The 24,360-nt window shown below is 60.3% G+C and carries 19 protein-coding genes and 1 pseudogene; 12 read left to right on the top strand and 8 right to left on the bottom strand.

The window, feature by feature from the left end; translation table 11 throughout:
- The first annotated feature begins 322 nt into the window (after positions 1–322).
- Positions 323–3,313, top strand: a complete 2,991-nt coding sequence (locus BMZ91_RS06795; protein WP_092836078.1) for a nidogen-like domain-containing protein — start codon at positions 323–325, stop codon at positions 3,311–3,313.
- Between the two features lie 44 nt (positions 3,314–3,357).
- Here BMZ91_RS06795 and BMZ91_RS06790 read toward each other — a convergent pair whose 3' ends face one another.
- Positions 3,358–4,242, bottom strand: coding sequence for a cation diffusion facilitator family transporter (locus BMZ91_RS06790; RefSeq protein ID WP_092836077.1), 885 nt, complete (start codon positions 4,240–4,242; stop codon positions 3,358–3,360).
- A gap of 225 nt (positions 4,243–4,467) precedes the next feature.
- On the opposite strand from BMZ91_RS06790, the gene BMZ91_RS06785 reads away from it, so the two are divergent.
- Genes BMZ91_RS06785 through arsB form a run of 4 tightly spaced genes read left to right on the top strand, consistent with a single transcriptional unit; the run spans position 4,468 to position 8,556 of the window.
- Positions 4,468–5,286: an arsenate reductase/protein-tyrosine-phosphatase family protein gene (locus BMZ91_RS06785; protein WP_092836075.1), complete on the top strand. Its 819-nt coding sequence runs from the start codon at positions 4,468–4,470 to the stop codon at positions 5,284–5,286.
- Positions 5,283–6,281, top strand: coding sequence for an ArsJ-associated glyceraldehyde-3-phosphate dehydrogenase (locus BMZ91_RS06780; RefSeq protein ID WP_092836073.1), 999 nt, complete (start codon positions 5,283–5,285; stop codon positions 6,279–6,281). The genes BMZ91_RS06785 and BMZ91_RS06780 overlap by 4 nt, the downstream gene beginning before the upstream one ends.
- A complete protein-coding gene (gene arsJ, locus BMZ91_RS06775) occupies positions 6,278–7,543 on the top strand; it encodes an organoarsenical effux MFS transporter ArsJ (RefSeq protein ID WP_092836071.1) in 1,266 nt (421 codons plus the stop codon). Before BMZ91_RS06780 ends, arsJ begins: the two co-directional genes overlap by 4 nt.
- A complete protein-coding gene (gene arsB, locus BMZ91_RS06770) occupies positions 7,540–8,556 on the top strand; it encodes an ACR3 family arsenite efflux transporter (RefSeq protein ID WP_092836069.1) in 1,017 nt (338 codons plus the stop codon). Before arsJ ends, arsB begins: the two co-directional genes overlap by 4 nt.
- A 43-nt stretch (positions 8,557–8,599) precedes the next feature.
- On the opposite strand, the gene dctP is transcribed toward arsB, so the two are convergent.
- The 3 genes from dctP to BMZ91_RS06755 are packed head-to-tail and all read right to left on the bottom strand — an operon-like array spanning position 8,600 to position 11,524.
- Entirely contained in the window at positions 8,600–9,691 is a 1,092-nt protein-coding gene (gene dctP, locus BMZ91_RS06765; RefSeq protein WP_092836067.1) for a TRAP transporter substrate-binding protein DctP, read from the bottom strand.
- A 17-nt stretch (positions 9,692–9,708) separates the two neighbouring features.
- A complete protein-coding gene (locus BMZ91_RS06760; protein ID WP_092836304.1) occupies positions 9,709–11,004 on the bottom strand; it encodes a TRAP transporter large permease in 1,296 nt (431 codons plus the stop codon).
- 16 nt (positions 11,005–11,020) lie between these two features.
- Positions 11,021–11,524 carry a TRAP transporter small permease subunit gene (locus BMZ91_RS06755; RefSeq protein ID WP_092836065.1) on the bottom strand — a complete coding sequence of 168 codons (504 nt, stop codon included), beginning with the start codon at positions 11,522–11,524 and terminating at the stop codon, positions 11,021–11,023.
- A 319-nt stretch (positions 11,525–11,843) separates the two neighbouring features.
- Between BMZ91_RS06755 and BMZ91_RS06750 the strand changes: the two genes are divergently transcribed.
- From BMZ91_RS06750 to BMZ91_RS06740, 3 genes are read left to right on the top strand one after another with little or no spacing between them, the layout of a single operon-like run.
- Positions 11,844–13,148, top strand: a complete 1,305-nt coding sequence (locus BMZ91_RS06750) for an efflux RND transporter periplasmic adaptor subunit (RefSeq protein ID WP_143076310.1) — start codon at positions 11,844–11,846, stop codon at positions 13,146–13,148.
- Positions 13,145–16,279 (top strand): efflux RND transporter permease subunit, encoded by a 3,135-nt coding sequence (locus BMZ91_RS06745; RefSeq protein WP_092836061.1) that lies wholly within the window; start codon positions 13,145–13,147, stop codon positions 16,277–16,279. The genes BMZ91_RS06750 and BMZ91_RS06745 overlap by 4 nt, the downstream gene beginning before the upstream one ends.
- The gene (locus BMZ91_RS06740; protein ID WP_092836059.1) at positions 16,276–16,704 is read left to right on the top strand and encodes a hypothetical protein; all 429 of its coding nucleotides are present in this window, start codon (positions 16,276–16,278) and stop codon (positions 16,702–16,704) included. Before BMZ91_RS06745 ends, BMZ91_RS06740 begins: the two co-directional genes overlap by 4 nt.
- 49 nt (positions 16,705–16,753) lie before the next feature.
- Here the strand turns inward: BMZ91_RS06740 and BMZ91_RS06735 are convergent, their stop codons facing one another.
- From BMZ91_RS06735 to BMZ91_RS21940, 4 genes and pseudogenes are all read right to left on the bottom strand, one after another.
- A complete protein-coding gene (locus BMZ91_RS06735) occupies positions 16,754–17,029 on the bottom strand; it encodes a group III truncated hemoglobin (RefSeq protein WP_143076309.1) in 276 nt (91 codons plus the stop codon).
- A gap of 87 nt (positions 17,030–17,116) precedes the next feature.
- Entirely contained in the window at positions 17,117–17,551 is a 435-nt protein-coding gene (locus BMZ91_RS06730) for a cytochrome c (protein ID WP_092836055.1), read from the bottom strand.
- 53 nt (positions 17,552–17,604) lie between these two features.
- Complete coding sequence (locus BMZ91_RS06725; RefSeq protein ID WP_218145648.1) at positions 17,605–18,063, bottom strand: hypothetical protein; 459 nt, start codon at positions 18,061–18,063, stop codon at positions 17,605–17,607.
- A gap of 30 nt (positions 18,064–18,093) precedes the next feature.
- A pseudogene (locus BMZ91_RS21940) lies at positions 18,094–19,485 on the bottom strand (PHA/PHB synthase family protein).
- Positions 19,486–19,644: 159 nt separating this feature from the next.
- On the opposite strand from BMZ91_RS21940, the gene BMZ91_RS06715 reads away from it, so the two are divergent.
- The 4 genes from BMZ91_RS06715 to rbbA are packed head-to-tail and all read left to right on the top strand — an operon-like array spanning position 19,645 to position 24,360.
- Positions 19,645–19,920, top strand: a complete 276-nt coding sequence (locus tag BMZ91_RS06715; protein ID WP_092836302.1) for a hypothetical protein — start codon at positions 19,645–19,647, stop codon at positions 19,918–19,920.
- Positions 19,917–20,546: a TetR/AcrR family transcriptional regulator gene (locus BMZ91_RS06710; protein WP_092836053.1), complete on the top strand. Its 630-nt coding sequence runs from the start codon at positions 19,917–19,919 to the stop codon at positions 20,544–20,546. The genes BMZ91_RS06715 and BMZ91_RS06710 overlap by 4 nt, the downstream gene beginning before the upstream one ends.
- Before the next feature lie 2 nt (positions 20,547–20,548).
- Positions 20,549–21,583, top strand: coding sequence for an HlyD family secretion protein (locus BMZ91_RS06705; protein ID WP_092836051.1), 1,035 nt, complete (start codon positions 20,549–20,551; stop codon positions 21,581–21,583).
- The gene (gene rbbA / locus BMZ91_RS06700; protein ID WP_092836049.1) at positions 21,580–24,360 is read left to right on the top strand and encodes a ribosome-associated ATPase/putative transporter RbbA; all 2,781 of its coding nucleotides are present in this window, start codon (positions 21,580–21,582) and stop codon (positions 24,358–24,360) included. The genes BMZ91_RS06705 and rbbA overlap by 4 nt, the downstream gene beginning before the upstream one ends.

Raw genomic sequence — 24,360 nt, 5'->3', positions numbered from 1 at the left:
TTTGTCGATGCCCTGAACATCACCGACACGGCGGCAGGCGCGCAGATGGATATCGGCGGGCATCTGGTGACCGTCGAGGGCATGGCCGCGGCCGATCTCACGCTGGACGATTTCAGCTTCGTGTGACCCGTGGTCACGGGACCCTACCATCACGGTGGGTCAAAACTGTTGCAGCGACTATGAACAGTGCATCCATCCCGGAACAGTATGTGCGAATTATTCAAATATAACTGTTATTTACATCTTTTAAAGACCTTCACATTCCAATCTCTAGATGTTTAGATGTGACGCGACACATTACTCAAATCAGGGAGACTTCTACATGGAAGGTCTTAATATTCCGGGCACACCCGAAGCGGACGATCTTGTCGGAACACCGGACGATGACACGCTGACCGGTGCGGCCGGTGATGACACGCTGACCGGTGCCGCGGGCAACGACATTCTCGATGGTGGCGCAGGGTTTGATACGGCGGTATTTGACGGGGCGGTCTCGGGTTACACTGTCGCGCAGAATGAAAGCGGCCAGAGCACGATCACCCATACCTCAAGCGGGGATACCGACACGCTCATCAATGTTCAGCGGCTTCAGTTCGATAACGTGTCGACCGATGTACTGCTCAATCCCGATGGCACCAGCCCGGCCCTTATTCGCGGCCTTGGCGGCGATTTCGGCTTTGGCGAGGATTTCCTGCCGCGCAATGACGACGGATCGACCGCACAGATCGACCTGAGCCCGGTTTTCGAAAACGGGCTGAATTACTTTGGCACCGTCTATGAGGGCTTGTGGATCAACAACAATGGGTCCGTTACATTCGCCAGCCCGCGCGGCACCTTCACGCCGGACGTGATTACCGGGGTTTCCAACAACCCCGAGATCACGCCCTTTTTTGCCGACGTCGACACCCGGGGTGGCGAGGTCGCGCCAACGCCGGGCGGCAACTCCCAGGGGAGCAACCTTGTCCATTGGGATTTCAACCAACTCTCTGACCAGGTGATCGTGACCTGGGATGATGTCGGCTATTTCTCGTCGCGCACAGACCTTCTGAATTCCTTTCAGCTCATCCTGAGCGACCGGGGCAACGGCGATTTTGACATGCAGTTCCGCTACGAGGACGTCAACTGGACAACCGGGAACGCCAGCGGCGGGACCGACGGTCTTGGTGGCACGGTGGCACGGGCCGGGTTTACCGCGGGCACGGGCGAAGAAGGTGAATTTTTCGAATTGCCGCAATCGGGCATTCAGGACGAGATGCTCAGCCTTGATGCGATCGCAGGCAACACCGGGCTGGTCGGTATCTGGAACTTTGCCGTGCGCAACGGCGGGGTCGTGGAATCGATCGTGCCGCTGCTGCCGACCACAGGCAATGGCGCATGGGTCAGCGGCGACCCGCATCTGGCGACACTCGATGGTGTCGGTTACGATTTTCAGGCGGCGGGCGAATTCGTGCTGCTGCAAGGCACCGATAACAATTTCCAGCTACAGGCGCGCATGGTGCCGGTGGCTGATAACGTCAGCGTCAACGCGGCCGTCGCCACCAATCTGGGCGGCACAGCAGTGATGATCGACGCCACCGATGCGACACCGCTGCATATCGGCGGCGTTGCGACCGAGCTTGAGGATTTCGGCTCGATCACGGTGGGCAACGACCAGGTGTTCCGCGAAGGCGACACCTACACGATCGTCTATGCCGGGGCAGATGACGTTGTGGGCAATGGCGACAGCCAGGTGCGTGTGATCGTGCGCGACGAGCGTGTCGACATTGACGTGCGGCTCAACGACGAGCTTTTGGGACGACTCGAAGGCCTTTTGGGCGATGGTGATGGCAATCCTGACAACGACGTTGCGCGCGCCGATGGCAGCGTGCTTGCACGACCCTTCGCCTTTGGCGACCTCTATGGTCAGTTCCGCGAGGATTGGCGCGTGAGTTCCGACGCCGACAGCCTGTTCACCTATGACACCGGCGAGAGCCTGCGAGGTTTCTACCTGCCGGATTTCCCGGGCGAGATCGTAACGCTCGACACGCTTGATCCGGCGGTGCGGGATGCGGCGATTACTGCGGCGCTGAACGCGGGCCTTGTCGAAGGCACGCCAAACTTCGAAAATGCCGTGCTCGATTTTGCACTTACCGATGACGGCTCGTTTCTGGCATCGGCTGCCGAAGTGCCCGCGAGCGTCACAGAGACCGTCGCGACAGACGATCCCGTAGCGTTGTTGCTGAACGGCACGCCCGGGGACGACGTGCTGCTTGGGGCCGTATTGAACGACACGCTCAACGGTGAAGCCGGAAATGACCGGCTCGAAGGACGCGCGGGTGACGACATCCTGAATGGCGGTGACGGAAGCGACGCGCTACTTGGTGGCGTCGGCGATGACACGCTGGACGGCGGAGCAGGGGATGACAATCTCGCGGCCTCGGATGGCAACGATGTGGTCAATGGCGGCGATGGCAAAGATCTGATTGGCGGCGGCGTTGGTGATGACATCCTCAATGGCGAGGACGGCAACGACTTCATGGGCGGTGGTCAGGACAATGACCTCATGGATGGCGGCCTTGGCAATGACGTCGTCAATGGTGGCGCGGGCGATGACACAATTAGTGGCGGCGCCGGGAATGACACCATGGGGGCAAGTCTTGGCACTGATGTGGTCAATGGCGGCGAGGGGAATGACGACCTCGGCGGCGGGGCCGGTCAGGACACGATTGATGCGGGCGCGGGCGATGACAGTGTCGGCGTGCGCGTGGTGATTGATGGCGGCGCCGGGAATGACACCATGGGGGCAAGTCTTGGCGCTGATGTGGTCAATGGCGGCGAGGGCAATGACGACCTCGGCGGCGGGGCCGGTCAGGACACGATTGATGCGGGCGCGGGCGATGACAGTGTCGGCGGCGGCGAGGGGAACGATTCCATCCTCGGCGGCGACGGCAACGACTTCCTCGCTGGTGGTGGCCGCAACGACGTGATCGACGGCGGGCTTGGCGACGACACCATCAACGGCGGCGATGGCGACGACGTGATGACCGGGGGCGAGGGGGCGGATGTCTTCGTGTTCAACTTCTTCAAGGACGGCGACGAGGATGTCATTGCCGACTATGAGGACGGCGTCGACAGCTTCCTGATTCGGCTCGTGAACCTGGACACCGGCGAGGCCAATATCGACAATGGTGGCAATGGGTTGCAGGGTTTTGTCGATGCCCTGAACATCACCGACACGGCGGCAGGCGCGCAGATGGATATCGGCGGGCATCTGGTGACCGTCGAGGGCATGGCCGCGGCCGACCTCACGCTGGACGATTTCGCGTTCATCTGATCCCGGTCAGACACGGACCAAGGGGCGCCTTCGGGCGCCCTTTTTTATGGGTCTGTCTCACACTGGCCATCCGGGTGCTCGATCTGAATGGTTGCATGATCAATGCTGAACTCATGCGCAAGCGCCTGTGCCGTGTCGGCGAGAAAGCTGGCCTTGACCGGGGCGGGCATCACCAGATGAACGGTCAACGCCGTCTTGGTCGTGCTCAGGGCCCATATGTGCAGGTGATGCATTGACTGAACACCCGGAAGACGGGTCAACCAGTCCCCGATGGCGGTTTTGTCAATATTTTCGGGGACCCCATCCAACGTCAACCTGAGAGAGGATTTCATCAACCCATAGGCGGTAACGGCAATAACCGCGCTGACCAGAATGGCGACAGCCGGGTCAAGCCATGTCCAGCCGGTCACCATGATACCGCCCGCCGCCAGAACCACGGCCACGGAAACAGCGCCATCCGCCATCATGTGCAAATAGGCGCCCTTGGCATTCAAATCGCCGTGCTGCGAGGATCTGAAAAGCATCGCGGTGCCAAAATTTACACCGATCCCGACAAGCGCAACCGCCAGGATGGTGCCACCGGGCACCTCGACGGCGGTCTGAAACCGCCCAAGGGCTTCCCAGACCACAGCGCCAACGCCCACAAGAATTGCAATCGCATTGGCCAATGCCGCCAGTTCGGTCGAACGGCCCAGACCATAGGTAAACTGCTCCGAGGGCCTGCGTTCCGCCAGCGCCATCGCCGCCCAGGCAATCAGCAGCCCGGCAACGTCGGTCAGATTATGCGCCGCATCCGCGATCAAGGCGAGACTGCCGGTCATGAACCCTGCCGCGGCCTCAAGCAGGACATAAACCGCGTTGAGGCCAACCGCCCATTGAAAGGCCGGGGTCAGGTTTTTCGGGGCTGCGTGGCTGTGATCATGTGACATCAGGATTTGTGCCTGATTGTCCTGCGCAAAAGCGCGATCCGTTCGCCGGACTTGGGGGTATTACCTCTCAGATCATGAAGCGATGCCTTCGCCATGAAACCCTGCATCGGATTTATCCCTTCGCGTGCCATACTCTGCATATGTGCTTATCGGACTATCCGTGCAACTGCCAGAAGGTCGCGGAGGGGGATTGCTCGCCCTCATTATTTCCATTATTTACAAAATATGGAAAAAGCGATTCTCGACCGACTGACAACTCTTGGGCACGCACAAAGGATGGCGGTGTTCCGATTGCTTGTCCGTCGCTATCCCGACCAGGTTCCGGCGGGTGAGATCGGGCGGGCACTCGACCTGAAACCAAGCACATTGTCGGTCTACCTCTCCGCACTGACCGCTGCCGGGCTTATCGTGCAGCATCGAAAAGGCACGTCGCTGATGTATCGCGCTGACATGGGCGGGGCCGAAGACCTGATCGAGTATCTTTTTCAGGGCTGTTGCAACAGCCGCCCGGACCTTTGTTTGACGCGCACAGGATCGCAGAAATCTGAAAAATACAACGTATTGTTCATCTGCACCGGAAATTCCGCCAGATCAATTTTTGCCGAGGCCATTCTGACCACAGTGGCGGGTGACAGGTTCAACGTTTATTCAGCCGGCACAAAGCCCGCATCGACATTAAACCCGGTCGCCGTGAAAATGCTCGACGCAAAGGGCCATGACATATCCAATCTTCGCGCCAAGCATATCGCTGAATTTCAGACCGAAACCGCGCCGGTGATGGATTTTGTGTTTACCGTCTGTGATCAGGCCGCAAATGAGGATTGCCCCGCTTGGACCGGCCAGCCGATCACCGCGCATTGGGGCCTGCCGGACCCGGTGAAGGCGACCGGATCGGAGGCCGAGAGATACCTCGCGTTCCAGCAGGCTTATGGGATTTTGAAAAACCGGCTGTCGCTTTTTACTGCGCTGCGCCCGGAAACCCTTGAGCGCGCGGTTTTGCAGGCGCGTGTTGACGAAATATCGCTGGAAGGAAAATCCTTGTGACCGTCTATGCAATCAACGGCCTTGGCCGCATGGGAAAACTGGCATTGCGTCCGCTGCTGGAAAGGGGCGCGCAACTTGCCTTTATCAACGACGCGGTCGGCGACCCGGAACTGCATGCGCATCTTCTGGAGTTTGACACGGTCCACGGCCGCTGGCGGGCGGATTTCAGGCATGACAAAACCAGTGTGACCATCAATGGCACGCGCCTCCCGGTTTTCACCACCCGCACTCTGGACGATTTGCCGCTTGCGGGGGTGGATGTCGTGATCGACTGCACCGGCGCTTACAAAACTGCCGAGAAACTTGCCCCGTATTTTGCCGCTGGTGTGAAGAAAGTCGTGGTCTCTGCGCCGGTAAAAGAGGACGAGGCGGCCAATATCGTTTTTGGTGTAAATCACGACATTTATGACCCGGAAAAACACCGTATTGTCACCGCCGCCAGTTGCACCACGAATTGTCTGGCCCCGGTGGTCAAGGTTGTGCTTGAAGAATTCGGTATCAGGCATGGCTCGATGACCACGATCCATGATGTGACCAACACCCAGACCATCGTTGATCGCCCGGCCAAAGATCTGCGCCGCGCCCGCTCGGCGCTTAATAGCCTGGTTCCAACCTCCACAGGCTCGGCCAGGGCGATCACCCAGATTTTTCCACAACTTACCGGCAAATTGAACGGCCACGCCGTGCGGGTGCCGCTGTTGAACGCCTCGCTCACCGATGTCGTATTTGAACTTGAGCGCGAGACAACGGCCAAAGAGGTCAACTCCAGATTCAAGGCTGCCGCAGAGGGGCCGCTCAAGGGCATTCTCGGGTATGAAGAGCGACCGCTTGTCTCGGCCGATTATACAAATGATGCGCGCAGCGCGATCATCGACGCGCCGTCAACGATGGTCGTCAATGGCACACAGCTTAAGGTCTATGCCTGGTATGACAACGAATGGGGCTATGCGCACCGCCTGGTGGATGTGGCGCAGATGGTGGGCAGGTCTCTATGAGCAGACCACAGGGGTTGGCGGCCTATATGGCTGTCACCGCGGCCTATTGGGCCTTCATGCTGACCGACGGCGCGCTGCGGATGCTGGTCCTGCTGCATTTTCACACACTTGGCTTTTCGCCGGTGCAGCTGGCCTATCTGTTCGTCCTTTATGAAATCGCCGGCATGGTGACCAATCTGTCGGCGGGATGGCTTGCCGCGCGCTTTGGGCTGACCTCGACGCTTTATGCCGGTCTTGGCCTGCAAGTGCTGGCGCTGCTGGCGTTGGCATGGCTTGATCCGGCCTGGGCAATCGCGACTTCTGTTGCCTATGTCATGGTTGTGCAAGGCCTGTCGGGGGTGGCCAAGGACCTTGCCAAGATGAGTTCAAAAAGCGCCGTGAAACTGCTTGCGCCCTCGGCGCCGGGCGGATTGTTTCGCTGGGTCGCCGCTTTGACCGGTTCCAAGAATGCGGTGAAGGGAGCGGGTTTTTTACTGGGGGCCATTCTGCTTGCCTCGGTCGGGTTTGTCGCCTCGGTTCTGGCAATGGCCGCTGGTCTTGCCCTAATCCTTTTGGCAACGGCTCTCGGCATGCCTTCGGGCTTGCCGACCGGGCGGAAGGGCGCAAAATTCCGCGAGGTGTTTTCCAGGGATCACAACGTCAATTGGCTGAGCGCCGCGAGAATTTTCCTGTTCGGCGCGCGCGATGTGTGGTTCGTGGTTGGCATCCCGATCTATTTTTACGCGGTCCTGTCCGATGGAACCGAAGCGGGGAACCGCGACGCATTTTTCCTCATCGGGAGTTTCATGGCAGTTTGGACCATTCTCTACGGTGCGGTTCAGGGCGCGGCCCCGCGCATTCTGCGCGCTGCGGATCGCACTCGGGCGGAAATCATCGCACTGGCGCGCGTCTGGGTTTTATTGCTGGCGGTCATACCGGCATCACTTGGCGTACTGGTCTGGTTTACCGCCGCGCCCTCGGCGACCCTGACGACGGCGATTGTTGCCGGTCTGCTGCTCTTCGGGGGTGTTTTCGCGGTGAATTCCTCGCTTCACTCCTACCTCATCCTCGCGTTCACCAGTTCTCACCGGGTCACGCTGGATGTCGGGTTTTACTACATGTCCAACGCGGCCGGGCGTCTTTTGGGAACATTGCTTTCGGGCGTCACCTATCAGATCGGTGGCTTGCCGTTGTGCCTTGGAACAGCAGCAATGATGATTGGGCTAAGTTGGATGGGCACCAGACAACTCCACATAAACACAAAACAGGACATCCCATCATGAGTGTATTTGAACGCTATTTGTCGGTCTGGATCGCCCTGGCCATGCTGGCCGGCATCCTGCTGGGCAATATTGCCCCCGGTCTGATCGGGGCCATCGCCATGACCGAGGTCGCCAGCGTCAATCTGGTTGTCGCGGTCCTGATCTGGGCAATGGTCTTTCCGATGATGGTCGGTGTCGATCCGGCTTCGCTGAAGGATGTCGCACGCCAACCGCGCGGGTTGATCATTACCTTGGCCGTGAACTGGCTGATCAAGCCGTTTACCATGGCCGCCCTTGCCGTTTTGTTTTTCGAGCATGTTTTCGCGGCCTGGATCGAGCCCGAGGATGCCTCGCAATACATCGCCGGGCTGATCCTGCTGGGCGCGGCCCCCTGCACGGCGATGGTGTTTGTGTGGTCTCAGCTTACCCGTGGGGACGAGACATATACGTTGCTGCAAGTGTCCGTGAATGACCTGATCATGGTGGTTGCCTTCGCCCCGATCGTTGCCTTTCTTCTCGGCGTTACAGACATCACGGTGCCTTGGGAAACCCTGGTGCTGTCGGTCGTTCTGTTCATTGCCCTGCCTCTGGGCGCGGGGGTGTTGACACGCAGGCGGCTGGGGTCGGCGCGGGCAATCGAGGCGTTTCAGGCGAAGGCCAAACCCTTTTCGGTGATTGGCCTGATCGTGACAGTGATGATCCTGTTCGGCCTTCAGGGCGAGGTTATCGTGTCACGCCCTTCGGTGATCGCGCTGATTGCGGTGCCGATTGTTCTGCAAAGCTATGGCATTTTCGCAATTGCCTATGCCGCCGCTTTCGCCCTCAAGGTTCCCCACAGGATCGCAGCACCCTGCGCATTGATCGGAACATCGAACTTTTTTGAACTGGCCGTCGCCGTCGCGATCAGCCTGTTCGGCCTCAATTCCGGAGCGGCCCTTGCAACGGTGGTAGGCGTTTTGGTCGAAGTGCCGGTCATGCTGACGCTGGTGGCCTTTGCCAACCGCACACGAAAGCGGTTTGCGGTGGGGCAATGAATGCAAAAAGGCCCGCATTTCTGCGGGCCTTTCTGCGGTCAGTTTATTGCGCGCAGGCGCGGATCTTTTCAATGTCAGGGCCGTTTGGTGTGCGCCCCAGGTTGAACGGCGCAGACGCGTCACGCCATTTGGCGTAATCGGCCAGATACTCAAGCTGGCTGAGGTAAACCTTGGCTGAATCAGGGTTCTCGCAGGCGGTCTGCTCGATGACCTCGTTGGCCATCAGCTGAACCTTGGCGAGCGTTTCGTCGTCATAGCGGTTGATCTCGATACCCGCGTCCTTGAACTGCTGATAGGCCTCGGTCGCGCGCTTTTCGGTAAAGGAAAGCGACCAGATCAGGTTGGCCTGGGCCGCGATCTTCAGAGCTTCCTGTGTTTCCCCGGACAGCGCATCCCATGACGCCTTGTTGATCATCACACCAAAGATCGACGCAGACTGGTGCCAGCCGGGGGTCGCCCAATATTTGGTTACCTGCTGGAAACCGCCTGAGAAATCGACGTTGGGGGTCGAAAACTCTGCGCCGTCGATCACGCCACGCTCCAGCGACTGGTAGATTTCGCCACCCGCCATGGAGACCTGAGACCCGCCCAGTTTTTCAAGAAGGCGTCCTTGCTCAAGGCCCGAAAGACGCAGGCGCTTGCCCTGAAGGTCCTCCAGCGAGACGATTTTTTCATTGGTGCGAAAGCCGGATTCGTTGTTGGTCACGCCGTAGGGCAGATAAACCATGCCGAATTTTCCGTAGATCTCGTTATAGAGATCGCCGCCGCCCCACTGTTCGATCCAGTTGACGTAGTCAATCGCGTTGAACAGGCTTGCCGTGGTCGCCAGAGGTGAGAATGCAGAGTTGCGGCCCGCCCAGTACCCCGGCCAGTCGGCGCCGGCTTGAATGGTGCCGGATTCAACTGCGCCAAACACTTCGCCCGCCGGCACTAGTGCGCCGCCCTCGAAGAACTCGATGGTGAGGTCGTCACCGGTCAGCTTGTTAGCCAGATCGACAAAATGCTTGTCCATCTCGATCAGCTCTAGGGACGTGGGCCAGGTGGTGGTCATGGTCCAGCTTTCTTGCGCCACGGATTGCGACGCAATCCCGACCGCAAGTGCGGCACCTGCAATAATGGATGTCTTAACAGTCACCGGAATACCTCCTCAGGTTAGTTGGTGTAAAGGGTTGCGGGTAGCCATGTCACCAGCTGCGGGAACAGGGCGACGGCCACGCACATCATCAGGATCAGGCCGATGAACGGCAAAACCCCCTTGATGATATCGGTTGTTTTCACTGACGACGGCGCGATGGCGCGCAGATAGAATAGCGCATATCCGAAGGGCGGCGTCAAAAACGAGGTTTGCAGCACCACCGACATCAGCACCACGAACCACAGCAGGTTGATGTCCATTTCCTGCACGATCGGCAGGAAGATCGGAAAGGACAGCAGCACGATGCCGGTCCAATCCAGAAACGCGCCCAGGATGAAGACGATGAACATCATCATGGTGATCAGCATCCACGGCTCCATATCGAGGCCCCGGATGATTTCCTGCGTCGCGCGCAGGCCACCGGTGATGTTAAACACGCCGGTAAAGGCAGTAGCGCCGATCACGATGAAAAGGATCATCGCCGAGGTGCGGCCGGTTTCCAGCATCGCGCCGTAAAAGCTTGACCATGTGAACTTGCGCCGCATGATGACGATCAAAAGCGCCAGTGCCGCACCAATCGCAGAGGCTTCGGTCGCCGTGGCGATACCCGCCAGCAAAGACCCCAGGATACCAAGAATCAGCACCAGCGGTGGCACCGCCTCGATTGCCAGCATGCGCAGCAGCGCGGGTTTGCTGATCTTCTCGTCCGGCTCGACCGCGGGGGCCATGTCGGGGCGAACGATCGACACGATCATGACCCAGACCGCATAGAGCAGGCCGAGCACGATGCCCGGCACCATGGCCCCGGCAAACAGCTCGCCCACGGACAGGGGGGAATAGCTTGCCATCAGAATAAGCATGATCGACGGCGGAATGAGAATGCCAAGACAACCCGACGCGGCGATTACGCCGGTGGTCAGTGTCGGGGAATAGCCATATTGCAGCATCGGGCGCAGCGCCATGACACCCATCACCGTAATCGACGCGCCGATGATGCCCGTCGTCGCGGCCAAAAGGATCGAGATGAACACAACCGCCAGCGCCAGCCCGCCGCGTACGTTCGACATCATCAGGCGCAGAGACTCGAACATCTTGTCGGTCACGCCGCTATCGGACAGGAATCGCGCCATCAGGACAAACAGCGGAATGGCGATCAGGGTGAAGTTGTCCAGCACGTCACCGAAAATCCGGTTGATGACAATGCCCAGCACCATCGGCTTGCCCGCGATAAGCGTGCCCAGAACGGCCGTGCCGCCAAGAACCATGGCCAGCGGATGCCCCATGAAAAGGCCCAGCAAAAGCAGGCCGAACATGGCGAGTGCGATATATTCAGGTGTCACTTGGCTTAGCCTCTTGATGGTCGAAAACAAGTTTCAGGACTTCGGAAATCCCTTGCAGCATCAACAGCGCCGCCGCGATGGCCATTGCCATTTTCAGCGGGTAGACCGGCAATTGCACCGATCCATAGGTGGTTTCCCCCTGCATGTAGGACCGAAGGGCGAAATCATAGGATCGCGTCATGAACACCCATGCGAAGGGAAAGAAGAAAATCAGATAGCCCAACACTTCGACGATGCGGCGCGCGAGAGGCGACAGGGTTTCGGTCACCAGATCAACCCGGACGTGGGCCTGGTGGCGCAACGCGTAACCGCCCAGAAGCACGAAATAAAATCCAAACATCATCTTGGTGACATCAAACGCCCACCGTGTCGGCGCATTCATGACATAACGCATGGTAACGTCGTAAATGATGATCGCTGCAAATATGATTGCCACCACTGAAACGACTCTACCGACAAGCTCGTTCAGCCCGTCGATGTAACGAAATAACATGGGGTACTCCTCTTTGGTCGGTACTTCCAATCTCCGACGCTGGCGCATCCTAGCGGCAGTTCCGGCGGATACAAGGGCAGGGAGCGGAAAAAAAACTGGAGGCCATAGCCCCTTTCGCGCGGCACTTGCCCCACCGCCCGATTTAATCCAGATCCGCCCGGCAATCCGAAACCTGGGATAGTCTTTTGCGCATAGATGACGCAGATTTTGTCTTGACGCATCTTGCAATATGGCATCCTCATGGTAGTAATCAGTCACTATCTTTTGGGGTGGCAAAAGGCGACCATCCCCCGGACCGGCAGAAACAAGGAGACGGCAGGTGAGACTAAGCCGCGGATTTCGATTGCTCCCGCCTGTCGCACTCGGCATCGGTATCGCGGTCTGGCTCGTTTCGACGGCTGAACCGCCGACCCGGTCAGATGAACATGAACGCAGCGTTGTTGCCCGCACGATGACGACCGAGGTAACGCCGGTTCGCACGGTCGTTCGCGGAAATGGCAATGTCCGCGCGGCACGCAGTTGGGAAGCGATATCGGAGATTTCCGGAACGATCATCTGGCGGCATCCCGAGCTCGACACCGGCAATATGCTGCGTGCAGGAACCAAGGCCCTGAAGATTGATCCGACGGCTTATGAGCTGGCAGTTGCACAGGCTCAGGCCGAGTTGGCGGCGTTGGAGGCTGATATCGCTCAGCTTGACACCGATGAGGCCAACACCGGCCGGTTGCTGGCGCTGGAACAGTCCCGACTGAATCTCACCGAAACCGAGCTGACACGCATCCGGGATCTGGTCGCACGTGGGGTTGCGTCGCAATCCGCAGCCGACGCGCAGGAAAGTGCCACGCTACAGGTCCGTCGTGTCGTGGCCGAGTTGCAGAACACTCTGGGGCTGATCCCCAGTCGGCGCAATCGGCTCGACGCGGAAATGGCACGCACAAAGGCCGTTCTGGCCCGTGCAAACCGTGATCTCGCGAAGACCGATGTCGTCGTTCCCTTCGATCTGCGCGTTGGCTCGGTCCATGTTGAGCGCCACCAGTTTGTCGCGGCGGGTCAACCGCTGGTGACGGCGGACGATATTGGCCAGGCCGAGATCATTGCGCAAATCCCGGTGATGTCGTTCCGGCGTTTACTTGGAGATGGCAGCCAAGACAAACCGCTGACACCTGCGGGCCTGCCAAAGCGGTTTGCCGAGATCGCCGTCGACGTGCGGCTTGTCTCGGACCCCTCCCAAACATGGTCAGGGCGTCTTGTGCGCGTGGAAAGCGCACTTGATCCACAGGCCCGCTCGGTGCCGGCTGTTGTGATTGTCGATGATCCCTATGCCAGCGCCAATCCGCCGGTGCGCCTGCCGCTTGTGCCGAACATGTATGTCGAGCTTTTGCTTGAGGGGCCGGTGATATCTGAAAGCGTGACGATTCCGGAAAGCGCGGTACATGAAGGTGACCTCGTCTATCTGCGCGATCCGGAGGGGCGTCTTGTCTTGCGCGAGGTCTCAGTGTCATGGCGACAGGCTGGCGAGGCCATTATCGCGCAGGGTGTCGGGCCGGGTGAAGACGTCATTCTCGACGATCTGGTGCCTGCGATCCCCGGCATGATCGTGATCCCGGCGGAGGGGGGCGAATGATCCGCTGGTTCGCCGGACATCCCACCGCTGCCAACCTGTTGCTTGTCCTGATCCTTGCCGCGGGCGTGATGGCGGCGCCAACCCTCAAGCGCGAGACTTTTCCTGATTTCAGGCCGGTGGAGGCCGATATCAGCGTCGCATATCGCGGTGCCACGGCCGAAGAGGTCGAAGACGCGATATGTCGGCGCGTCTGGGACGCGGTCGAAAGTGTCGAGGGGCTGGATGAACTGAGTTGCGTGGCACATGGCGGCCTCGCCCGCGCGACCGCGACGATGGTGGCCTCAGGCGACAGTGCGCGCTTTGTCAACGACCTGCGTACCGAAATCACCGCCGTCGATGATTTTCCCGATGACGCAGACCCCGCCATCGTGCGGGAACTGCACCGCACCGACGCTGTCACCTCGGTCGCTGTCGCAGGCGATCTGCCGCCCGCGCATCTGGAGCGCTATGCCGCAGAGTTGCAGGACAGGTTATCGGCCCTGCCCGGTGTGGCAAAAGTCACGATTTCGGGGTTTGGAACGCGGCAATTTCGCATCACGGTTCCGCGTGCCGTGATGGAACAGCACGGGCTGACGGTCGCGGATCTTGCGGCGCAGATCGACGCGCAGAACGTCGACCGCCCTCTGGGCAGTCTGGAAACCGAGGATCGCGAGATCAGCCTGCGTTTCACCGACGAACGCCGCAGCCTAGCCGGCTTGGCGGCGCTGGTGGTCTTGTCGAAGCCCAACGGGGCCGAACTGTCGCTTGGACAGATTGCAACCATCACCGAAAGCCACACCCCCCGGGAAGAGCGTGCGTTTCTGGATGGGCAACGCGCCGTCTTCTTGCAGGTCGACAAGGCGCTTGGCGCTGACGCGCTGGAAGTGTTCGATCACGTCGAAGATCTGGTAACGTCAGAACGGACAGGGCTGCCGGGTACGTTGCGGCTGGAAATCGTGAAGGACATGACCAGCATTGTGCGAGATCGTCTGGTGATGCTTGTGCAGAACGGCGCCGTCGGATTGATTCTGGTTGTCACCGTGATGAGCGTTTTCTTCCGGCCCGGCTTTGCGATCTGGGCGGCGATGGGTCTGCCTGTGGCGTTCTTGGGGGCGTTCGCGGCGATGGCATTGCAAGGCCTGTCACTGAACATGATGACCCTTGTGGCCCTGCTGATGGCGATCGGGATCGTGATGGACGATTCCATCGTCATCGCCGACTCGATTGCCGAAACTGCCGCGCGCGGCGCATCGCGCCTTGATGCCGTGGTGCAAGGCACGCTTGCCGTCATGCCGGGCGTGCTGTCCTCCTTCGCGACGACCATCGCGGTTTTTGGCCCGCTTGCCTTTCTTGCCGGAGAACTGGGTGCGGTGCTGGAAGTCGTGCCGCTGGTATTGATCGCGGCGCTCGCCGCCAGCCTGGCCGAGGCGTTCTGGGTGCTGCCGCATCACCTGAACCACGGTCTGAAAAGCGCCGACAAGCCGCCATCGCGGTTTCGCGCCGGGTTCGACCGCCGCTTCGAGCGGTTTCGGGAAAAGCGGATTGGTGCCATGGTCGATCTGGCAATCCGGCGCCGCTATCTGGTTACAGGCGCGACAATCGCGGCGCTGATCATCACCATGGGGCTGATGGGCGGCGGCTATCTCAAACGCGAGGCGATTCCCGCGATTGATGGCGACGTTCTTGAGGCCCGGATCCTGATGGCGCAAGGCACGCCGCTGTCGCGAACAACCGAGGTTGCGGAACACGTGATTTCAGCACTTGCCCAGGTCGATACCGCGTTCACGCCGGATCAGCCGGACGGCGCTGCCTTGGTGAAAACTGTGCAATTGCGCTTTAACCAGAATGCAACGGCGGGTGAATCCGGCCCTCATGTCGCCACGATCAGTGCCGACCTGCTGGGGGCCGAAACCCGCAGTGTGACGCTGGACGAGATCGTTACGCTTTGGCGCAAGGAGATCGGCGCAGTGCCGGGCGCACTTGCGATTCTGTTGACCGAACCAAGCATAGGCCCACAGGGGATCGCCATCGAGATCCGTCTGTCCGGCCCGGATCTGGGCATGCTGGCCGGGGCCGCCGATGCGCTACAAACCGAGGCCGAATCCTATGCCGGTGTCTTCAATGCAATCCACGATCTGCGCCCCGGAAAACCAGAGCTGCGCCTGCGCCTTGCAGAAGGCGCAACATCGCTGGGGCTTACGTCACGCGATGTTGCGGATCAGCTTGGCGCCGCCTTTCTGGGGCGGGTCATCACAACGGTTCAGAGCGGCGACATAAGCCATGAGATCGAGTTGGAACATTCCACCCAGGATCGGGATTCCCGCGACGACCTGCGCGATTTCACCATCGCCCTGCCGGGGGGCAAGGGGGTGCCGCTGTCAACGGTGGCGCGGCTGGACGAGGCGCGCGGATGGGCCAGCATCACGCATGTAAACGGCAAGCGAACGGTGACCGTCCAAGCGGATGTCGATACCCGCATCGGCAATGCCGATGCGATCGTTGCCGAGCTGAACACGGTGTTCCTGCCGACCCTGGCGGAAGGGATGCCGGGCCTGAGCTTTGAAATCGGTGGCCAGAGCGCGAATTCGGCCGAAACAGTCGCCTCGATCCTGCGTGGTTTTCTGATCGGCTTGGTGGGCATCTATGTCGTGCTGTCCTTCCAGTTCCGCAGTTATGTGGAGCCGGTGATCGTGATGCTGTCGATTCCGCTCGCGTTCATCGGCGTCATTCTGGGTCATCTGATCATGGGCTATAATATCTCGATGCCCTCGCTGATCGGTGCCGCATCGCTGGCCGGAATCGTGGTCAACAACGCGATTCTGCTGGTACAGGTCATCAAACGACATGCCGCCGATGGTATGGACCTGGCGCGCGCAGCCGGTCAGGCCAGCCGCGAACGGTTCCGCCCGATCCTGATGTCGGTTTCCACCACCATGATGGGGCTCGTCCCGCTTCTTCTGGAAACCAGCACCCAGGCCCAGACCCTGAAACCGCTGGTGATCTCGGTCGTCTTCGGTCTGTTTTCCTCGACCATCCTCGTGCTGTTTGTGCTGCCCGCATTCTACGCGATTCTCGATGATATCAGGTTGGCAAAGGCCGGTGGTGCCGGGTCGGACAGGCAGCCTCTGAACAAGGGAGCGCCGTCAAGATGACCCAGAATATCGCAAGCGGGTTGCCTGATATCTCCGGGACAACAGCGAATGATATGCAAGGCAAGCCGATGCTGCCCTATCTGAGGGCCATGATCCTGGCGGTTGCCATCATGTCGGTCCCCGGCATGGCCGCCAAGGCCGAGCAACTGCTTTCGCAAGAAGAAATCGAAAGCCAGATTATCGGGCAGAGGTTTCAGGGCAAAAAGGGAATCCTGTCGGTTCGCGTGCATTACGGCAGGGATGGCAGCGTGACCCTGCGATCACCGATCGGAACCGGAGCAGGCCGCTGGACGCTGGCCGACAACCGTCTGTGCGTGAACCTGTCGAGCGGGCCGCGCAAGACGAACGAATGCCTGAGTTTCATCCCCCAGCCCGACGGCAGCTATCGTGCCTCCAACGGGTTGCGGCTGACGAGGATGAAATGACGGTCAGAGCGTATCCTCAATGCGCCGCAGAGGCGGCAATCGCGGCCTCCTATTTCCGGCGCTGAGCCCTGCTCGAAGCCGATCCATCGCCCGCAGCTCCCTCAAATAGTGCCGCCTCCAGATTGCGGGTGATGCTTTCGGCACGGGTTATCAGGTAATTCGCGGCAGCAGGCGTCGGCGCGGTTTCTTCGACCGTGGCCCGAAAAAGGCCCAGCCAGCGGTCGAAATCGTCGCGCCGGAGATCTTGCAGATCTTGATGCACGCCGACCAGATCACCGGAGTATCGGCCAGTGTGCAAGACAACGGCGCGCCAGAATTCCGTCATCCGCTTCACCTGGGCGCGTTCGTCATCCCAGTTCCTGTTCCCACAAATCGTGCCCAGCCGTTTATCGGCGCCGCGGTCGCGTGGTTCCTATTCAGCCAGCTTGGGAAACCGATCCGTTGCATAAAGCGCGTGGCAGGCGCTACAGGCGTCAATCATCTGGCCAAACTGCTCGTTTTGGCGGGCCCTGTTTCCATCACGTCCGGCCTCGGCCAGTGACGCGGCGAGTTGGTGAAAGGCGCGGTCGCGCGTCACAAAGTGCTTCGGCACCACCGACATCAGATCCTGCTTGTCCTGGGGTGTCATTGATTGCTGCAATATGAAACTGTCATGAATCTGTTGCGCCAAATCCGCGACACGCGCATCGTCTCCGGCGATCAGCGCCGACAGGATTTGCTTGCTGGCCTCCTCGACCGACAGCATTTCCTTGCGCAGCAAATCGCGCAGTTTGGGCGTCAACTCTGGCGAAACCGGATTGACCTCCTGCGCTGTCGCCGAAATGCCAGAGGCAAAAACGGCCCCCATGACCAGGGCGGCCAGGATCGGTTTTGTCTATGTAGTCTGTTTTGTCATCTGGGTTACCCTTTGCTGTCAATTTCCGAGTTTAAGTGGGCCAGGTCGTCGTCAAGGCTCAGTTCAGGATCAATCGCCTCATCCAGGGCCTCACGGATCGCCACGCCAACGATAATGCCCCAACCAACGGTTCGCAGGCTCATCGCCCCGACTGTGCGCATTTCATAGGCGCGGCCAAGCAAAAGATGACCGGCAAACGCGAGCATGACCAGGATCGTGGCGAAGAGAATAGCGATCGACAGACGCGCCGCCCAACTCTGCCGTGCAAACAATCCGACACCGGCCAGAACATAGAAAAACCCGGCGAGGAAGTTGAACCACAAAACGAAAGGCACGGCATCACCGACTGCGGCGCGCGCCTCGACGCCACCAAAGAGGGCGCGACCGCCTGCGGCGATCGTCAGAAGGCCAAACACAGTGGCAACACCTGCCGCGATGATAAGGTCCCATCTGCGTCCTGCCATTCGTTGCATTCCTTTTCTTCAGGCTGTCGTTCACTTCTGAAATACGTAGGTTCCCGGCGCACCGGCGATGGTTGCGTGCCCCGTGCGCCCCATCCGGGGCGGTGCAACCGAGGCGCCCGAATGGGCCCAGCCACTCTGCCCAGGCGACCCACCATGACCCGTCCCGTTCCGGCGTTTCCCGGACCCATGTTTCGGGGTCGACGTGAAGGTCGCTCGCCTTGCGGTCCTCAACCCGGTAGCTCCTGCGCGGATGGCCCGGTTCAGAAAGGATACCGGCATTATGGCCGCCGCTGCGATGGACAGCAATGTGCCGCCCAGACAATATCCGACGGCCTGGACCTTGCGGTCGGGAAGGATTTCGCCGATCACCTCCAATGCGTCCATGACCCCAAGGTGGCGATAGTCGTCCATGGTCAGGTTGCGGGCCCCGGCATCCGGGTTCTTCCATGACATGATGAAGACGGTGTGGCCCTGTTCGACCAGATACCGCACCATCGAATTCTGGTGCGACAGATTAAGGATATAATATTTCATGATCCAGGCCGGGACAATCAGGATCGGCTCAGCCCGCACGGTGTCCGTGAGTGGCGTGTACTGGATAAGCTCGATCAATCGGTTGCGGTAAACGACCTTTCCCGTTGTCTGCGCAACGTCCCGGCCTGGCTAGAAAGAGTCGGCACCATCGGGCACCGCTCCTGCCATCGCGTTCTGCAGGTCTTGCAGATAGTTCTGTGCTCCCCTGACAAAATTCAGGCCGCCCGTGTCACGGGTCTTCCTGAGAACCTCGGGGTTGGTCCATGGAAAGTTGGAGGGCGAAACCATGTCGAGGATCTGACGTGTCAGGAACTGCAACTCGCGTTCGTGCTGGGCGCTCACGCCGGGGACACCGGTAACGACATTGTGCCACCATTGCTGCTGTTGCAGAAAACCCTGATGGATCACGTTGAACGGTTTCATTTTCCAGGCGTCGTCGCGAAAGCGATGGTCCTGTGGCAGCGGCTCGATGCATGGTTCATCATTCTCGACCTTGCCCGCACAGGCGAGCGCATAGCGAATGTGGCGGCGCGCCTTTTCGTTGGCCTTTTCGACCAGGTGCAACTGCTTGCCCGGGGCTGCCGCCATATGTGTCGCCCAGTCGAACCAGGCCCCCATCAGGGCGGCTGGCGATAGGCCATGCGTGAAACGAGACAGCCAGACCTGGGTGGCATGATCAAGTGTCTCATAAATGGCCGAAGTGGTTTTGCTCTCGTGCTTGATGTCCAAGGCCTGCGCATCTGTGGCACCGTCTGCCGCAGTATCCCCCTGACCACCGGCCGGAGTAATACTTATCCCCGGTTCGGTTCCCGACGTGGTTTTATCGGCATGACGGGGCGCCGGAACCTCATGCAGCTTCACCACCGGTTCCTTACCTGTCTGTTCCATTAAATCCTCCTTAGAGTCGCGCGCCAGGTTGACGTGGACCGGAAATTTCAGGGTTGCGAGATACGTTCGAATCAAGATAGTAATTGATTACTATTTTAAATCAAGCCATAGTGCATGCAATGCAAACGAACAGTCTCGGGGATACGAAAGGAGGGGGGCATGCTCACGGGGAAGATCAATATTATAGCCGGTTTTCTGTTGCTTGCGCTTATCAATATCGCGGTTGGCCTTGTTCTCCTGCGTTTCCCAATTGCGACAGGGACGACACGCTGGACGTCGTGTCTTGCGCTCGCCGGGATGCTGATGCCACTGAGTATCCTCACCGAGGTTGTCTTTGGCATGCTGCCGCTTTTTGTTGTCATCGGCGCGATATCCATGGTCTTGGCCATGGGATGGCTTACTGTTGCAGTCTGGCAAACAGAGGCACCCCGATGAACACATCCCGACAAAAGAACCTTCCCGCCGAAGAACGGCGCAACGTCACCGTCGAAGCGGTGGTCGACCTGGCTGGCAAAACCAACCCGGAATCCATCACGACCGCCGCAATCGCCAAACACATGAACCTGACCCAAGGCGCGCTTTTCCGGCATTTCCCGAACAAAGAGGCGATCTGGCAGGCGGTCATGAAATGGGTGGCTGAACGCCTCATGGCGCGCATCGAGAAAGCCGCCAAAGGGATAGACTCACCCCTTGAGGCGATGCAGGCGATGTTTTTGGCTCATGTGACGTTTGTGTCCGAGCACCCCGGCGCGCCGCGGATGATGTTCGGCGAATTGCAAGGCGCCAAGACAACACCTGCCAAGCGCATGGCGCAGGCCATGCTGAAACAATATGCGGTGCGGCTGCATGATCTCATCGAGGCCGGCAAAGCGCGCGGCGAATTGCGCGCCGATCTGGATAGCGAGGCGGCAGCGACGCTTTTCATCGGCACGATACAGGGCCTTGCGATGCAATCGCTGATCGCGGGCGACATGAGTCATATGGTTCAGGATGCGCCGCGTGTCTTTGCGATCTACAGGCGTGGCATCATTTCAGGATGTGAGGACGACAAGGGGGAATAATCATGTCGCGACGGGTTTCGACCCTTCTGGTTCTGGCGGTGCTCGTCGCGGTCATGGGCTATGCGGTCTGGAAGACGTTTCTCGCCCCGAGCGGCCTGCCGCCAGAGGGGTTTGCGCGTGGGAATGGCAGGGTGGAGGCCGACCTTGTCGATGTTTCGACCCGCCTGTCCGGCCGGATCGCCGATATTGCGGTGCAGGAAGGCGAGCTTGTCGCACAGGGGGACATTCTTGCGGTGATGGATACGACCGAACTGGAGGCACAGAAAATGCGTGTCCAGGCCGGCATAGCCAGCGCCGAAGCCGCGGTGGCGGTGGCAAAGGCCGGCGCGACCAAGGCGCAAGCGAGCCTTGCGCTTGCCAATAGCGAGTTGGCCCGCGCCGAAACCCTGAGTGACCGCGACGTCATCTCTCGCGAGAATCTCGATATTAGCCGCACCGAGGCACAGGTGGCCAAGGCCGGGTTTGCCGCCGCACAGGCCGAGGTCCGCGTCAGAGAGCGCGCCGTCGATGCCGAAACCGCAAGCCTGCGCGAGATCGAGGCACGGATCGCCGACAGCACGCTCTATGCCCCCCAGGCCGGTCGCATCCTCTATCGTTTGACCCAGCCCGGCGAGGTGCTTGGCAGCGGCGGCAAGGTGCTGACGCTGGTCAGCCTTGGCAATGTCTATATGGAATTCTTCCTGCCCGCCACGCAGGCGCCACGCGTGCGATTGGGCGATGAGGCGCGGATCGTTGTCGATATCCGACCCGATACCGCCATCCCCGCAGTCGTCAGTTTTGTCGCCCCGCAGGCGCAATTCACGCCGAAACAGGTTGAAACCATCGCAGAGCGCGAAAGCCTGATGTTCCGCATTCGCGTGCGCATCCCGCCACAGATGGTCGAGGCTCGCCTTGCCCAGGTCAAGACCGGCGTGCGCGGCGTCGCATGGGTGCGGCTTGTGGCCCCGGACGGCAGCATGCCCGACTGGCCCGACGGCCTGACGCCGCCGGTGGTCGAAACCCTGCCTGCGCCACTGGGGGACGAGACCGGGCAATGAAACCTGTCGCCAAAGCAAGCGCTTCTGTCGCAAGGATCACGGCGGTCAGTCATCGCTTTGGCAAGGTCACGGCCCTCGATGACCTCACACTTTCCACCCCGGCGGGGCGTATGGTCGGGTTGATCGGGCCCGATGGCGTTGGCAAATCCACGCTGATGGGGCTGGTTTCGGGGGCAAAGCGGCTTCAGACCGGGCGCATCGAGACCCTTGGCGGCGATATGTCCAGCGCCCGTCACCGCGCCGAAACCGGGCGGCGGATCGCCTTCATGCCGCAGGGATTGGGCAAGAATCTCTATCACGATCTGAGTATCCGCGAGAACCTTGAATTCTTTGGCAAGCTTTTTGGACAGGGGCGCGCCGAGCGGGCCGCGCGGATCGAGCGCCTGACCCGCGCAACCGGTCTTGCGCCGTTTCTCGACCGTCCCGCCGGCAAGCTCTCGGGCGGGATGAAACAAAAGCTCGGGCTTTGCGCGGCACTGATCCACGACCCGGATTTTCTGCTGCTGGATGAACCCACCACCGGGGTCGACCCACTGTCGCGGCGTCAGTTCTGGGACCTCATCGACACGATCCGCAGCGATCGTCCCGAGATGAGCGTTCTGGTCTCAACCGCCTACATGGAAGAGGCAGAGCGGTTCGAGCACCTGATCGCAATGAATGACGGGTGTGTTCTGGCCGAGGCCAGCCCCGCCGACCTGAGGATGCAGACCGGAACCGATACCGTTGGCGCCGCTTATGTATCTCTGCTGGAGGGCGAGATTGCCAGCCCCATTGCCAGCCCCCAGGCCGCCCTCGCTGCTCCGGCACCGACCAATGCAAAGGAGGGACCACCGGCGATAAAGGCCGAGGGCCTCACCAAGCGCTTCGGCGATTTTACCGCCGTGGATGCGGTCAGTTTCGAAATTTCCCGCGGCGAGATTTTCGGGTTTCTCGGTTCCAATGGCTGCGGCAAGACCACCACCATGAAGATGCTGACCGGCCTCACCCCCGCGACGACGGGCGAGGCATGGATCTTCGGCCAGCCGGTGGATGCGCAGAACCTCGACGCGCGCCGCCGGGTCGGGTTCATGTCGCAGTCCTTCTCGCTTTATGGTGAATTGACTGTGCGCGAAAACCTGTTGCTGCACGCACGTCTCTTTCATCTCGGTCGCGACCTGACCGCCAGACGGATGGCCGATTTGGTGCCGCGGTTCGGGCTGGAGCCTTACCTCGATCAGGGCGCCGCATCGCTGCCGCTTGGGGTGCGTCAACGCCTGTCGCTGGCCGTCGCGGTGATCCATGCCCCTGACATTTTGATTCTGGACGAACCAACCTCGGGGGTCGATCCGCAGGCACGTGATGCGTTCTGGGATATGCTCACCGATCTGGCCCGTCGAGAGCGCGTGACGATTTTCATCTCCACGCATTTCATGGACGAAGGCCTGCGCTGTGACCGTATCTCGCTGATGCACGCAGGCAAGGTTCTGGTGACCGACGCACCGCAGGCAATCATCAAAGCACGCGGCATGACGACGCTGGAGGATGCCTTCATCGCCCATATGCTGGATGCGATGCCACAAGCGGCACCCGTGGGCGATACGGAATTGGCCGTCACTGATACCCAGGAAACCCCTGCCGCCCCGCCTCGCTTCAGCCTCAGGCGGTTGCTGGCCTTCACCACCCGCGAGGCGATGCAGGTGCGCCGCGATCCGGTCAGGCTGGTGTTTTCCTTCATCGGCAGCGCGATCCTGCTGCTGATCATGTCGTTTGGCATTTCCCAGGAAGTGCGCGAAATCCCCTTCGCCACCTTCGATCAGGATCAGAGCCCGGAAAGCCGTGCCTACCTCTCTGGATTTGAAGAATCCGGCTGGTTTCTTGAACGGCCCCCCATCGGTGACGCGGTTGAACTTGAGCGGCGCATGGCCAACGGGGAACTGGCGCTTGCGTTGCAAATTCCGCCGGATTTCGGCGTCTCTGTTCGCCGGGGTGAGGTGGCCGAGGTTGCCGCCCTGATTGACGGGACCGACACCAACCGCGCCGGTACTGTGGAAAGCTATGTCGCGGGCGCACATGCCCATGTGCTGGCCCAAGACGCTCAATCGGCGCTTGCGCTCTCTGGCCTGATCGCCGCGCGCGGCGCGGATCAGCTGCCGCTTGCAAGCCTCGAACCGCGCTTTCACTACAACCCGGCGATGGAAAGCCTGCCCGCCATCGGCCCCTCGATCCCGCCGCTCTTGCTGCTGCTGTTTCCGGCGATCCTGATGGCGGTCAGCGTGGCGCGCGAAAAGGAAATCGGCACGATCACCAATTTCTACGTCACACCCACGGGGCGCGCTGAATTCCTCATCGGCAAACAACTGGTCTATATCGCGATCACGCTGTTGAATTTCGTGATCCTGACCGTGCTGGTGGTTACGGTGCTGGACGTGCCGCTCAGGGGTAGCCCGGCAGCCCTGGTTTTGGGCGCGCTGCTCTATGCGGTGGCGGCCACCGGCTATGGCCTGCTGGTGTCGATGATGGCCCGCACCCAGGTCACGGCGGTCTTTGCCGCTGCGATCCTGTCGGTGATGCCGACGCTGCAATTCTCGGGCATGATCACGCCGGTGTCGTCGCTGGAAGGGCCCGCACGGATCGTCGGAACGCTTTGGCCGACAACCTGGTATATGGGGCTGAGCGTTGGCGCCTTCACCAAGGGGCTGGGGCTTTCGGAACTGTCGGGACACCTGATGCGCCTCGCCGCCTTCGGCCCGGTCCTGACCGCGCTGGCCGTTCTAGCGCTGCGCAAGCAGGAACGCTAG

The sequence above is a fragment of the Roseovarius lutimaris genome, assembly GCF_900115165.1.
In the GTDB taxonomy this organism is placed as follows: Bacteria; Pseudomonadota; Alphaproteobacteria; order Rhodobacterales; family Rhodobacteraceae; genus Roseovarius; species Roseovarius lutimaris.
Note: the sequence above shows the minus strand (reverse complement) of the source record. Positions and strands in the feature narration are given on the sequence as shown.

Excerpts from the sequence above, each read along its gene's own strand:
- arsB (WP_092836069.1), top strand. The coding sequence starts at position 7,540 with ATGAGTGTATTTGAACGCTATTTGTCGGTCTGGATCGCCCTGGCCATG.
- BMZ91_RS06785 (WP_092836075.1), top strand. The coding sequence starts at position 4,468 with ATGGAAAAAGCGATTCTCGACCGACTGACAACTCTTGGGCACGCACAA.
- BMZ91_RS06795 (WP_092836078.1), top strand. The coding sequence starts at position 323 with ATGGAAGGTCTTAATATTCCGGGCACACCCGAAGCGGACGATCTTGTC.
- BMZ91_RS06725 (WP_218145648.1), bottom strand. The coding sequence starts at position 18,063 with ATGGCAGGACGCAGATGGGACCTTATCATCGCGGCAGGTGTTGCCACT.
- BMZ91_RS06705 (WP_092836051.1), top strand. The coding sequence starts at position 20,549 with ATGTCGCGACGGGTTTCGACCCTTCTGGTTCTGGCGGTGCTCGTCGCG.
- BMZ91_RS06735 (WP_143076309.1), bottom strand. The coding sequence starts at position 17,029 with ATGACGGAATTCTGGCGCGCCGTTGTCTTGCACACTGGCCGATACTCC.
- BMZ91_RS06745 (WP_092836061.1), top strand. The coding sequence starts at position 13,145 with ATGATCCGCTGGTTCGCCGGACATCCCACCGCTGCCAACCTGTTGCTT.
- rbbA (WP_092836049.1), top strand. The coding sequence starts at position 21,580 with ATGAAACCTGTCGCCAAAGCAAGCGCTTCTGTCGCAAGGATCACGGCG.
- BMZ91_RS06730 (WP_092836055.1), bottom strand. The coding sequence starts at position 17,551 with ATGGGGGCCGTTTTTGCCTCTGGCATTTCGGCGACAGCGCAGGAGGTC.
- BMZ91_RS06740 (WP_092836059.1), top strand. The coding sequence starts at position 16,276 with ATGACCCAGAATATCGCAAGCGGGTTGCCTGATATCTCCGGGACAACA.
- BMZ91_RS06710 (WP_092836053.1), top strand. The coding sequence starts at position 19,917 with ATGAACACATCCCGACAAAAGAACCTTCCCGCCGAAGAACGGCGCAAC.
- BMZ91_RS06790 (WP_092836077.1), bottom strand. The coding sequence starts at position 4,242 with ATGTCACATGATCACAGCCACGCAGCCCCGAAAAACCTGACCCCGGCC.
- BMZ91_RS06715 (WP_092836302.1), top strand. The coding sequence starts at position 19,645 with ATGCTCACGGGGAAGATCAATATTATAGCCGGTTTTCTGTTGCTTGCG.
- arsJ (WP_092836071.1), top strand. The coding sequence starts at position 6,278 with ATGAGCAGACCACAGGGGTTGGCGGCCTATATGGCTGTCACCGCGGCC.
- BMZ91_RS06755 (WP_092836065.1), bottom strand. The coding sequence starts at position 11,524 with ATGTTATTTCGTTACATCGACGGGCTGAACGAGCTTGTCGGTAGAGTC.
- BMZ91_RS06760 (WP_092836304.1), bottom strand. The coding sequence starts at position 11,004 with ATGTTCGGCCTGCTTTTGCTGGGCCTTTTCATGGGGCATCCGCTGGCC.